11 protein-coding genes are annotated in these 12,303 nt (G+C 71.8%); 5 read left to right on the top strand and 6 right to left on the bottom strand.

Features of this window, described 5'->3' with window-relative positions; translation table 11 throughout:
* Positions 1 to 17 precede the first annotated feature (17 nt).
* The 6 genes from ACIRVH_RS38905 to ACIRVH_RS38880 form a co-directional block, all read right to left on the bottom strand.
* Complete coding sequence (locus ACIRVH_RS38905) at positions 18 to 1,190, bottom strand: acyl-CoA dehydrogenase family protein (protein WP_403963972.1); 1,173 nt, start codon at positions 1,188 to 1,190, stop codon at positions 18 to 20.
* Between the two features lie 38 nt (positions 1,191 to 1,228).
* A complete protein-coding gene (locus tag ACIRVH_RS38900) occupies positions 1,229 to 2,401 on the bottom strand; it encodes an acyl-CoA dehydrogenase family protein (protein ID WP_403963969.1) in 1,173 nt (390 codons plus the stop codon).
* A gap of 54 nt (positions 2,402 to 2,455) precedes the next feature.
* Entirely contained in the window at positions 2,456 to 4,510 is a 2,055-nt protein-coding gene (locus ACIRVH_RS38895; protein WP_403963966.1) for an acetate--CoA ligase family protein, read from the bottom strand.
* Position 4,511: 1 nt separating this feature from the next.
* Entirely contained in the window at positions 4,512 to 4,703 is a 192-nt protein-coding gene (locus tag ACIRVH_RS38890; RefSeq protein ID WP_403963963.1) for a ferredoxin, read from the bottom strand.
* A gap of 191 nt (positions 4,704 to 4,894) precedes the next feature.
* A complete protein-coding gene (locus tag ACIRVH_RS38885; RefSeq protein WP_403963960.1) occupies positions 4,895 to 6,148 on the bottom strand; it encodes an NADH-ubiquinone oxidoreductase-F iron-sulfur binding region domain-containing protein in 1,254 nt (417 codons plus the stop codon).
* A complete protein-coding gene (locus ACIRVH_RS38880) occupies positions 6,145 to 6,573 on the bottom strand; it encodes a hypothetical protein (protein ID WP_403963957.1) in 429 nt (142 codons plus the stop codon). Before ACIRVH_RS38880 ends, ACIRVH_RS38885 begins: the two co-directional genes overlap by 4 nt.
* A gap of 394 nt (positions 6,574 to 6,967) precedes the next feature.
* Here ACIRVH_RS38880 and ACIRVH_RS38875 point away from each other — a divergent pair, with 394 nt between their 5' ends.
* From ACIRVH_RS38875 to ACIRVH_RS38855, 5 genes are all read left to right on the top strand, one after another.
* Positions 6,968 to 8,146, top strand: coding sequence for an aromatic ring-hydroxylating dioxygenase subunit alpha (locus ACIRVH_RS38875; protein ID WP_403963953.1), 1,179 nt, complete (start codon positions 6,968 to 6,970; stop codon positions 8,144 to 8,146).
* Positions 8,147 to 8,314: 168 nt separating this feature from the next.
* Entirely contained in the window at positions 8,315 to 9,439 is a 1,125-nt protein-coding gene (locus ACIRVH_RS38870; protein WP_403963950.1) for a spermidine/putrescine ABC transporter substrate-binding protein, read from the top strand.
* Between the two features lie 3 nt (positions 9,440 to 9,442).
* Positions 9,443 to 10,336, top strand: a complete 894-nt coding sequence (locus tag ACIRVH_RS38865; protein ID WP_403963947.1) for an ABC transporter permease — start codon at positions 9,443 to 9,445, stop codon at positions 10,334 to 10,336.
* Positions 10,333 to 11,214 carry an ABC transporter permease gene (locus ACIRVH_RS38860; RefSeq protein ID WP_403963944.1) on the top strand — a complete coding sequence of 294 codons (882 nt, stop codon included), beginning with the start codon at positions 10,333 to 10,335 and terminating at the stop codon, positions 11,212 to 11,214. The genes ACIRVH_RS38865 and ACIRVH_RS38860 overlap by 4 nt, the downstream gene beginning before the upstream one ends.
* A 3-nt stretch (positions 11,215 to 11,217) precedes the next feature.
* Positions 11,218 to 12,288, top strand: coding sequence for an ABC transporter ATP-binding protein (locus ACIRVH_RS38855; protein ID WP_403963942.1), 1,071 nt, complete (start codon positions 11,218 to 11,220; stop codon positions 12,286 to 12,288).
* The last annotated feature ends 15 nt before the right edge of the window (positions 12,289 to 12,303 follow it).

Raw genomic sequence — 12,303 nt, 5'->3', positions numbered from 1 at the left:
GTTGCGGCGTACGGGTGTCAGGCGAGGGGCAGGTCCAGAACCCCCGTGCCGCGCCTGACGAGTTCGTTGGCGATGATCAGGCGCTGGATCTCGGAGGTGCCCTCCCAGATCCGGTCCACGCGCAGCTCGCGGTAGAGCCGCTCGACGGCGTACGAGCGGTCGTACCCACGGCCGCCGTGGATCTGCAGGCAGCGGTCGATCACACGGCCCGAGGCCTCGCTCGCCGCGAGCTTGGCGATGGCCGCCTTGGCGTGCAGCGTCTTGCGGTCCTCGGCCGAGGCCTGGTCGATCTCCCAGGCGACCTGGTGCGTGTAGGCGCGGTTGACGGCGATGTCGACGGCGCAGTCGGCGAGCATGCCCTGGATCAGCTGGTACGACGCGATCGGCGCCCCGAACTGCTCCCGCTCCACCGCCCAGTCACGGGACAGCTCCAGGGCCCGCTCGGCGGCGCCCGTCGTGCGGGCCGCGATCATCAGGCGCTCCTCGGTGAACCAGGAGCGGGTGATGTCGTAGCCCTCGCCGATGCCGCCGAGCACGGCGTCCTCGCCCACCTGGACGTCGGTGAAGGTGAACTCGGGGTGCTCGTAGACGAAGGTGTGCATGAAGCGGGGCACCCTCGTCATCTCGATGCCGGGGGTGTCCTTGTCGACGAGGAACAGGGTGGGAGCGCGGTCCGGGCCCGCCGCGGCGAGCACGATCATGAAGTCGGCGTGGTCGCCGACGGTCACGAACCACTTCTCGCCGTTCAGCACCCAGCCGTGGTCGTTCTTCGTGGCCGTGGTGGCCAGGTTCTGCGGGTCCGAACCCGCGCCGGGCTCGGTGACGGCGTAGCAGTCGCGCCGCTCCCCCTTGATCACCGGGACGAGGAAGCGCTCACGCTGCTCCGGGGTGCAGAACCTGAGGGCGTTGGCGGGGCGCCACACCATGTCCCACAGGGCGCCGGTGAGCCGGCCCAGTTCCTCCTGCACGGTGACCTGCTCGGCGATGGTGAGTCCGGCGCCGCCCCACTCGGCCGGCATGTTCACGGCCTGCAGTCCGGCATCGAGGACCGCGTCGCGGATCTTGGCGTGGGCGCTCGCGGCGAGGCCGTTGTCCTCCTCGCACTGGAGCTCGTAGGCGGCGATGACGTCGGTGAGGGCGCGCGCGTCGGCCTTCAGCTGTGCCTGGCGCGGGGTGAGGCGGAAGTCCATGGAAGTCCTCGCTGTGGGGTGATCGGGGGTGGGCGGTTTCAGTGCGTGGGCAGGGCCAGGGCGCGGGTGCCGCGCTTGATCAGCTCGTTGGCGATGATGAGGCGCTGGATCTCGGAGGTGCCCTCCCAGATCCGGTCGACGCGCAGCTCGCGGTACATGCGCTCGACGGCGTACGAGCGGTCGTAGCCGCGGCCGCCGAAGATCTGCAGACAGCGGTCGGCGACCCGGCCGGCGGCCTCGCTGGCGGCGAGTTTGGCGGTGGAGGCCTTGGCGTGCAGCGTCTTGCGGTCGGTGTGCGGCTGGTCGGCTTCCCAGGCGACCTGATGCGTGTAGGCACGGTTGACGGCGATGTCGACGGCGCAGTCGGCGAGCATGCCCTGGATCAGCTGGTACGACGCGATCGGCGCCCCGAACTGCTCCCGCTCCACCGCCCAGTCACGGGCGAGTTGCAGGGCGCGCTCGGCCGCACCGACCGTGCGGGCCGCGATCATCAGGCGTTCGTCGGTGAACCATTCCTTCGTCAGCTCGTAGCCGTTGCCGACGCCGCCGAGCACGTCCTCGTCGGCCACGAAGACGTCGGTGAAGGTGAACTCGGGGTGGCCGTTGACCGCGGAGTGCATGAAGCGCGGGACCCTGGTCATCTCGACTCCGGGCGCGGCCTTGTCCACGAAGAACAGCGTGGGCTGCCGCTCCGGGCCGGCGTCCGCCTGCACCAGCAGGAAGTCGGCGATGTCGCCGCAGGTGACGAACCACTTCTCCCCGTTGAGCAGCCAGCCGCCGTCGGTGCGGGTGGCCGTGGAGGTGCCGGCGGACGGGTCCGAGCCCGCGCCCGGCTCGGTGACGGCGAACGCGTCGAACTTCTCCGCGCGGATCACCGGCAGCAGGTACTTCTCGCGCTGCCGCTCGTCGCCGTACGCCAGGACGTTGGCGGGCCGCCAGGGGATGTCCCAGAGGCAGTTGGTGACCTTGCCGAACTCCTCCTCGACGATGACCTGGTCGAGGAGGCTGAGGCCGGCGCCGCCCCACTCGGCGGGCATGTTGATGGCGTAGACGCCCGCGTCCATGGCGGCGCGGGTCAGTTCGGTGACGAGCTCCTGCGGCAGGGGTCCGCCGGCCTGCTCGGACTGGTCCTCGTAGCGCATGAGCAGGCGCGCGTACTCGGCGGCGCGGCGCTTCAGGTCTGCCTGTTCGGGGGTGTAGCGCATGTCCATGGGTGCCTCTTCGGTCGGCGGGACGGCGTGCGGGGGCGGGTCGGGTGGTGCCGGTCAGGCGAGTACGGCTCGGGAGTCCAGGGCGAGGACTCCTTGGGGGCCGACGAGCAGGGGGTTGACCTCGATCTCGGCGATCTCCGGGTGGGCGGCGGCGAACGCCGTGATCGTCTCGACGGCCGCCGCGGCCGCGGCGACGTCGACGGGCGGGCGGCCGCGCACGCCGTCGAGCAGGGTGGCGGTGCGCAGTCCGCGCAGCAGGCTCAGGGCGCGGTCGGCGGGTACGGGGGCCAGGGTGAAGACGACGTCGTGCAGGGCCTCGGCCAGCACTCCGCCCAGGCCGACCATGGCGACCGGGCCGAAGCGCGGGTCCCGGTTGACGCCGACGATCAGCTCGATGCCGTCGGTCAGATCCGCCATGGCCTCCACGGAGTAGGAGGAAGCACCCAGCCGGGCGTGCATCTCGCGGAAGGCGGCGAGCAGTTCGTCGGGTCCGGCCAGGCCCAGTGCCACGCCGCCCGCGTCGGACTTGTGCAGCAGGTGGAGGGCCTTGAGGACGTAGGGGCCGGTGAACTCCTCGGTCGCGGCCAGTAGTTCGGCCTCGTCGTGGATCTCCCGGGCGGCGGGGAAGACGAGTCCGACCGCTTCGAGGGCTCGCCGGGTCTGCAGATAGCCGCTCTCGCGCAGTGGTGACGCTGGAGGGGGAAGAGGTGTGACGCCGGTGCGGAGCGCGCGGGGTGCCGTCGCGGCGAGGGCGCGTGCGGCGTCCTCGGTGGCGGCGAAGACCGGGATACCGGCCCTGGTGAGGGTGCGGCAGCTGGGGGACTCGGGGTACATCGACTGCACCACGAGGGGTTTCGCGGTGGCGCGGTGCCGGGCGGCGATGAGACGCGCGGCCTCCCGTTCCCCGTCCGCGAGCACGGTGCCGCCGCCGCCGAGCCCGCCGTCGGAGGCCGCGTAGCCGCCGAAGTAGCCGGTCATCAGGACGGCGTCGACCTCCTCGGCCGCCAGCAGCGCGGTGACGGTCTCCGCGTACGAGCCGGGGTCCTGCTCCCCCATTCCGGCGAGGTCCACCGGATTGGCGACGGCCGACTGCGCCCACAGGGCCTCGCGCAGCTGTTGCCGCGTCGGTTCCGGGAGTTCGGGCACCGTCAGGCCGGCCGTCTCGACGGCGTCGGCGGCCACCACCCCGTGGCCACCGCCGTCCGTGAGCACGGCGACCCGGCGGCCCACCGACCGTCGTGCGTTGTTCAACGCGGCGAGGACGACGGTGAGTTCACGGGGCGTGGCGACCAGTTCCACACCGGCGTCGCGGCAGGCAGCGGTCACGACGTCGGCGGACGTGGTCAGCGCGCCGGTGTGCGACTGGGCGCTGCGTGCGGAGGCGTCACCGCGTCCGGCGGTGAGCAGCACCACGGGTTTCCCGGCGTCGGCGGACGCCTCGGCGAAGGCGCGTCCGTCGGCGAAGTCCTCCGCGTAGACCGCGATGGCGTTCGTGCCCTCGTGCCGGGCACAGTCGGCGAGCAGGTCGACGAGGGTGACGTCGGCCTGGTTGCCGAGCGAGACGAAGCGGGAGAAGCCGAGGCCGTGCGGGCCGAAGCGGAGCTGGAGTTCGAGGGCGAGGTTGCCGCTCTGGCTGAGCAGTGCGATGCCGCCGGGTGTGAAGGTGTCGGAGGCCAGGAAGAGGTCGGTGGTGTTGTCGGCCAGGCCCAGGCAGTTGGGGCCGATCATCACGGCTCCGGCGGCGCGGACGCGTTCGGCGACGGCACGCTGGCGGCTGCGCCCCGCCTCGCCGGTCTCGGCGAACCCTGCGGTGATCGCGACGATCGCCCGGGCCCCGCACCGCAGCGCCTCGTCGACCGCGTCCTCGAAGCCGGCGGCGGGCACGGAGACCACCGCCAGGTCGACGGGCTCGCCGATCGCGCTCAGGCTGGGGGCTGTGGTCCGGCCGAGCACCGTGCCGCCACGGCGGTTGACCAGGTGGACGGGGCGGCGGCCGTTCGCGCGGACGGCCTGGGCGGCGATGGCATGGCCGTACTTGGCCGGGTCGTCGCTGGCTCCGACGACGGCGACGGAGACGGGGTCGAAGAGGGCCGACAGGTCACGTCCCATGTCACTTCACCAGCCGCAGGGCGGAGTTGGGGCAGGCGGCGACGGCTGCTCCGGCGGCGGCCCCGCCGCCCTGCGGGACCTCGTGCGCGCGCACCTGCGCGTAGCCCCACTCGTCGAGGTCGATCAGCTCGGGCGCGGGTTCCTGGCAGAGGCCGTAGCCCTGGCAGCGGGTGGAGTCCAGCAGGAGCTTCATGGTGCGGTCCTTTCGGTGCGGCGGGGTGAGGGTGCGTGGCGGGGGTCCGGTTTGCGGGTCGGGAGGCCGGATCGGGGCTCCGGGTTCGGATGCGACTCAGGGGACTGGACGGGGCTCAGGTCTCCCGATGCGGCTCAGGAGTGCGGATGCGGCTCCGGGGGCCGGACGGGGCTCGGGAGTCCGGATGTGGCTCAGGGCACCGGCACCGTGAACCGGCGCCCGTCTTCGGGTGTCGCGCCTTCGCACGCGGGGCAGGCGGAGCGGCGGTGGGCGTCGACGCGTTCGGGGAAGTGGGCGAGCAGGGTGGCGACGACACGGGCGGCGGCGTCGAGCAGCCCGCAGGCCCCGCGGCCGGGCAGCTGCCGCGACCAGCGGTGCAGCTTGTCGGCCGCGTCGTCGCCGGACTCGCCGCGCGCGACGGCCGTGAGGGTGCGGGCCATCGCCCCCGTCCCGGAGACGCACACCCCGCACTGCCGGGCGCTCTGCGCCGCGAGGTAGGCGGTTGCCTCGTTGGCGACGGCGACCGGGCAGTCCTCGGGGTGCAGGAAGTGCAGCGCCCCGCAGCCCAGGGCTCCACCGGCCGCGCGCAGGCGGTCGTGGTCGAGGGGCAGGTCCGTCCAGCCGGTGCCGTGCAAGCCGCCGAAGAGGCCGCCCAGCAGGACCGCCCGTGCTGTGCCGTGCCGGCACAGGTCGGCGAGCACCTTCAGGTGCGTACCGGCGGGCACCTCGGCCAGCGCGGACGTACCGCTGCCGCCCGAGAGGGTCACCAGATGGGCCCCGGCGACGGCGTCCGCGGCTTCGGGGCGCGAGTAGATCAGCGCGATGCGGGCCAGCGTCTCCACGTTGGCGACGAGGGTGGGCGCGCCGCCGACACCGCTCTCGAAGGGGCGCGGGGGTTTCGCCGTGGGCAGCGCCGGACCACCGTCGATGCGCCGGACGACCGCGGTCTCCTCCCCCGCGACGTAGGTGTGCTCCGTGCGTACGACGTCGATGCGCAGCGTGGGGGGACACTCGGCGAGTGCCCGGCGCACGGCCTGCTCGGCGGGGGCGTCGGAGAGGTACACGCAGCCGCGCTCGGCGCCTGTCATGGCCGCGACCAGGCGGATGCCGTCCAGGACCAGGTGGGGCCGGTGCCGCAGCAGCCAGCGGTCCTTCACCGAGCCCGGCTCACCTTCCTCACCGTTGGCGACGACGACGGCCGGGCCCGGTGCATCGCGGACGGCCTGGATCTTGACCGCGGCGGGAAAGCCGGCCCCGCCGCGGCCGCGCAGCCCCACGGCGGCGATCCGGTCGAGCAACCGGTCGGGCGAGGTGAGCGGTGCGTAGCCGCCCGCGGCCAGGTACCGGGAGCCGTCCTCGCTGCCGCCGGACAGCCAGGCGCCGGACAGCAGCGGGGTGAGGAGGCCGGGCCGGCCGTCGGGGAGGAGGGAGAAGACGCCGGTCATGCGGTGCTCCTGGAGTCAGGGTGGCCCTCGGGGCCGGTGTCGTCGCGGGCTCGCAGCCGCACCAGCGCCCGTTCCAGGTCCCGTCGCTGGGTGGCCGTACGTACGTATCCGGCCCCGGGCAGGCCGATCAGCATGTGGTGGTGGTCGAGGACGACCTCACATGCCACCAGCGCCGGACGTGGGTCGGCGGGGGCGGTGCCCGCCGCTGCGTCGACGACCAGGTCGGTGACTTCGCGGAGGTAGCGGAGCCAGCCGGCTTGCGTGCCGCGCAGCACCAGCCGCTCGACGCGGTGCCGCTCGGCGGCGACGAGGGCCGCCGGCGGGCGGTCGTCCGCCGGGGCTCGCAGGGCGGCCACCGCGGCGGGCAGTTCCTGTTCGGGCTCCGGCGTGAGACCGAGCCAGACGAGACTTCGGCGAGCGCTCATGCGTGCCTCCGGGGGCGCACCGTGTCCGGGTGGTCCGGAGCCGGGTGGCGCGGCGATGGCGTGGACGGGGAGCTCCGGCACCGCGAGGAGAGGGGTGGGGAGCTGTGCGGGGTGCCCGGCCGGGACCGGGCACGGCGTGGACGGTGACAGGGGGTGTCCGGACCGGTGCGGGGTGCCCGGTCGTCCGTCCACCACGACACTAACTAACTAATTAGTCAGCTCACAAGTCTTGACTTGATCCCGCCGTCGCCGCACTCTGACTAACCAATTAGTCAGCCGGATCCCGGCAGGTCCGGCCGCCTCACGTGACGTCGTACGTGACGCCCCGCCTGCCGTACGTTCCGGGCACAGCCTCACCGCCCATCGCCGCCGTCGCGGCGCGGAGGAGGACCCCATGCACCCCCCGACCACCCGGGCAGCCGATGCTGTCTCCCCTGCCCCGCCGGAGCCGCCCCCCAAGCACCCCGGGGAAGCCCTGCCGGCCCGCTACTACACGCATCCGGCCATCGCCGAGGCCGAGACCGAACGCATCTTCGCCAAGTCCTGGCAGCTCGTCTGCCACGAGTCCGACCTCCCCGGACCCGGCGCGCGCCTCACCGCCACCGCCGCCGGCCGGGAGGTGCTGATCGTCCGCACGGAGGACGGCGGCCTCGCCGCCCACCTCAACGTCTGCAGGCACCGCGGCACCCGCCTGGTCACCGCCCCGGAGCCGTCCGGCAAGGCGATCCGCTGCCCGTACCACGGCTGGACCTACAAGCTCGACGGGCGGCTCGTCGGTGCCCCCGAGGCGCGCCGGATCCCCTGCCTGGACAAGCCCCGGCTCGGACTGCACCCGGTCAACGTGGAGTCCTTCCTCGGATTCGTCTTCGTCAACCTCGACATGGAAGCGACCCCGCTCGCGGAGAGCTGCGCCGGGCTCGCCGAGGCCGTCGGCCGCTACGCCGACCCCGGCCTGATCCCCGTCGGCAGGCACCGCATCCACGACCTGGCGGGCAGCGAGGAGCAGAACGCCAACTGGAAGGTGATCGTCGACAACTACCTCGAGGGCTACCACGTCCCCGTGGCCCACCCCGCACTCATGCGGCTGCTGGACTACCAGGCGTACACGGTGGACGTGCAGGAGAACTACGTCCTGTTCGAGTCCCCGCTGCGCGACAAGCCCTCCTCGAACTGGACCGAGCGGCTCTACCAGCGCCTCGCGACCCCGATGCCGGGACTGACCGAGGCCGACCGGCGCGTGTGGCGCTACGCCGTGATCTATCCGAACACGCTCATCGACTTCTACCCTGACCACGTGCTCGCGTGGACCGCCCTGCCCACAGCCCAGGACCGGGCGGCAATACCTGGCGGCTTCTACACCCGGCACGGGGAGAGCGTCCGCACCCGGCTGGCCCGGCGGCTGAACATCCACATCGGCTGGATCACCAACGACGAGGACGCCGAGCTGGTGGAACGCGTGCAGGCCGGCCTGCGGACGCCCGGTTTCGAGCCGGGGCCGCTGTCGCAGCGCGAGGCTGCCGTCGGCTGGTTCGCCCGCCGGGTCCGGGACGACCTGGAGGGGGACACCCCATGACGTCCTCCCGCGCGCTCTACGCCGTACGCCTCCCGTCGGAGTTACCCCACCTCCGCTGACGCACGCACCCTCCCCAGACCGGTCCTCCCTACGGAGTCAGGGCCTCCGTGAGCCGACCAGCCGGTCCCGCCCTGGACTTGTGCCGTTCCTCGACGGAGAGGACGTTCCATGTCCCCCGAGATACCACCGCCGACCCGACGCGCCGTGCTGCGGGCGGGCGCCTGCGGCCTGCTGGGCGCCGCGGCCGGCGGCTGCGGGTTCATGCCCGCCAAAACGCCCGACGCCAGACAGCTCGCCCCGGTCCGGGCGCGCGTCGACGGCGATCTCGTCTACTTCAACTGGGCCGACTTCGTCGACCCGTCCGTGTTCAAGGGGTTCGAGAAGGAGTACGGCGTCAAGGTCATCCAGTCGAACTTCGACTCGATGGAAGGCATGGTCGCCAAGCTCAACGCCGGCAACCGCTACGACATCATCTTCCCCACGGCCAAATGGGCCCAGCGCCTGGTCCGCGGCGGCCGGCTGCGCCGGATCGACCACTCCCAGCTCACCAACTCGCACGCCATATTCGGCACGCACGCGTACTTCGCCGACCCCTGGTACGACCCCGGCTCCGCGCACACGGTCCCCTTTACCGCGTACAAGACCGGCATCGGCTGGCGCCGCGACAAGATCGGCGACCTGACCGGGTCCTGGAAGGACCTGTGGAGCGACAAGGCCAGAGGCAAGGTCTTCCTGCTGGACGACCGCGACGAGGTCCTCGGTATGGGCGCCCTCGAACTCGGCCTAGGCGTCAGTACCGGAGACACCGGTGACCTCGACCGCATCACCTCCCTGCTGAGCACGCTCCGCCCGCGACTGCGCGGCTTCTCCAGCGACAGCTACAACAACCTCCTGAACGGCAACGCGGTCATGACCCAGGCCTGGAGCGGTGACATGGCTGCCATGCTGAACCAGGCCAAGGACCCCTCCGTGTTCGGCTTCGAGGCGCCGAGGGAGGGCACGCCGATCAACTCCGACTGCTACGCCATCCCCTGGAACGCCCCTCACCCCGGCACCGCGATGCTGTTCATCGACTACATGCTCCGGCCGGAGAACGTGAAGAAGAACATCGAGTACATCGGCTACCCGATGCCGGTGGCCGGCTCCGAGAAGACCTACGCCGAGCTGGTCAAACCGTTCCCCGAGTGCCTCGTCACCGAGGACGACCTCAAGGCGGACCTGTTCTTCCGCAACGGCGGCCGCGCGGCGGAGGACGCCCGCGACACCGCCTGGACCCATGTGAAGGCGGGCTGACCCATGGCACTGCTCCGCCACTCCTCACGCACCCGCCGCCGGGACACCGGCGGAAACCGGATGTGGGTCTGGTTCATGATGCCCGGCACCCTCTGGATGACCGGATTCCTGATCGCCTCGCTGGTCCTGGTCGCCGTCCTCGCGGTCGGCACCACCGACGACCTCGGCAATCCGCGCTTCGGCTTCGACCTGGCCGGCGTACGCGCCCTCGCCGACCCCGCCTACAGCGAGGTCCTGGCCCGCTCGCTCGGCTACGCCCTGCTGACCTGCGCGATCTGCCTGCTGATCGCCTACCCGGTGGCGTACACCATCGCCCTGCACGGCGGCCGGTACAAGCACGCGCTGATCGCCGCGATCGTCGTGCCGTTCTTCGCCAACTACCTGGTGCGGATGTACGGCTGGTCGGTGGTCCTCTCCGACGACGGGCCGGTACTGCGCGCCCTGCGCGCGGTGGGGCTCGCCGACGAGAACACGAAGATCCTCAACACCGGCGTCGGCGTGGTCGCGGGACTCGTCTACGGCTTCGTCGTCTTCATGATCATCCCGTTGTACGCGGCCCTGGAGCGGCTCGACGTCTCCCTCATCGAGGCCGGCCGCGACCTGTACGGCGGCCCGGTCCGCACCTTCTTCTACGTCACCCTGCCGGCCACCCGGCAGGGCGCGGCGGCCGGACTCGTCCTGGTCTTCCTGCCCGCCATGGGCGACTTCGTCAGCGCACAGCTCATGGGAGGACCGGACCAGATCATGATCGGCAACCTGATCCAGGACAAGTTCTTCCAGGGCCAGAACTGGCCGCTCGGCTCCGCGCTCACCATGCTGCTGATGCTGGTCCTGCTGGTCGGGATGTTCGGCTACCTGCGGCGCACCCGCAAGGACGAGGCGGAGGCCCGCCGATGACCCTGCTCAAGCTGCCCTCCACCACCGCCCCGGCCCGTCCGACCGCCCGTACCCGCACGCGGCGCGGTCGCGCCGACCGCAGGCCCCGCATCCTCATCGCCGTCACCGGGCTCTTCTTCGCACTGCTCTACCTGCCCATCGCCGTCGTGGCCCTGTTCTCGTTCAACTCCAAGAAGTCCCTGACCGTGTTCGGCGGGTTCAGCCTGCGCTGGTACCGGGCCTTCGTCCACGACGACGTCCTCATCTCGTCGTTGGGCACCAGCCTGCGGATCTCCCTGGTGGCGATGGCCGGCTCGGTCGTCCTCGGCGTGGCGCTCGCGCTCGGTCTGGTCCGCTGCCGCACCCGGCTCGGCTCGCTGGCGGGACTGATCATGCTGGTGCCGCTGATCACGCCGGAGATCGTCACGGGCGTGGCGTCCATGCTGCTGTTCAAGGGCCTGGGCGTGGCCCTGTCCACCGGCACGGTGATGCTCGCCGAGATCACCTTCTCCATCTCGTACGTCACGGTCATCCTCCGGTCCCGGGTCGCCGCGCTGAACCCGGAGGTGGAGGAGGCCGCGATGGACCTCGGCGCCACCCGGTGGCAGGCGGTCCGACTCGTCACCCTGCCTGCCCTGCTGCCCGCGGTGCTCGCCTCCGCCGTGCTGATCTTCGCGCTCGTCTTCGACGACTTCGTCCTCGCCTACTTCACCACCGGCGTCGACCCCCAGCCGCTGTCGGTGCGGATCTACTCGGCGATCCGCTTCGGCGTGCAGCCCACGATCAACGCGGTCGGCACGCTCATGCTCGCCGGATCCATCGCCCTCATCGCCCTGGCCCTGTTCATCCCGCGCCTCTTCGGCCGCCGTGGCGGCCTCGACATCTTCTCCGGAGAGTGATCCATGGACGCGACCCCTGCCGTCCGGCTCGACGGCGTCTCCAAGCAGTTCGCCGACTCCTACGCCGTCCACCGGCTCGACCTCGACATCGAGTCCGGCCACTTCTTCTCCCTGCTGGGCCCTTCCGGCTGCGGCAAGACCACCTCGCTGCGCATGATCGGCGGGTTCAGCGACCCCACCGAGGGCTCGGTGCTGCTCGCCGGTGAGGACGTGACCGCGTTGCCGCCGAACCGGCGCAACGTCAACACGGTCTTCCAGAGCTACGCGCTGTTCGACCACCTCAGCGTCGCCGACAACATCGCCTTCGGGCTGAAGCGCAAGGGCGTCGCCAAGGCCGAGACACGGCAGCGTGTCGGCGAGATGCTGGACCTGGTCCAGCTCGCCGGCCTCGCCGACCGCAAGCCGCGTACCCTCTCCGGCGGCCAGCGGCAGCGCGTCGCGCTCGCCCGCGCGCTCGTCAACCGTCCGGCCGTCCTGCTCCTCGACGAGCCGCTGGCCGCCCTCGACCTGAAGCTGCGCCGGCAGATGCAGGTCGAGCTGAAGCAGATCCAGCGCGAGGTCGGCATCACCTTCGTCTTCGTCACCCACGACCAGGACGAGGCGCTGACCATGTCCGACCGGATCGCGGTCATGAACGAGGGCCGCATCGAACAGTGCGGCACCCCCGAGGACGTCTACGAGCATCCCGCCACCCGCTTCGTCGCCTCCTTCATGGGCACCTCCAACCTGATGACCGGCACCTACCGAGGTGGTGAGGTCGCCCTGGAGCAGGGGCCCGCCCTGGCGGTCGGCGCCCGGAGCGGCATCACGGACGGCACCGCCGTGAGCGTGTCCGTGCGCCCCGAGAAGATCTGGCTGTCGGACTTCGAACCGGGCATGTCGATGCAGACCGGCGTCATCCGCGAAACCGTCTACAGCGGCCCCACCACGACCTACCTGATCGAACTCGCCCCGGGCGTCACTCTGTCCGTGCTGGAGCAGAACACGGCCCGCGCGCGCATGGAGGACCGCTGGAGCGGCGGCGAGACGGTCGAGTTCGGCTGGCGGCCCGAACACTGCCTGGTCCTGGCCTGATCCCCGCCCGCCTCA

It is taken from the genome of Streptomyces sp. NPDC101165 (assembly GCF_044768135.1).
GTDB lineage: Bacteria > Actinomycetota > Actinomycetes > Streptomycetales > Streptomycetaceae > Streptomyces.
Note: the sequence above shows the minus strand (reverse complement) of the source record. Positions and strands in the feature narration are given on the sequence as shown.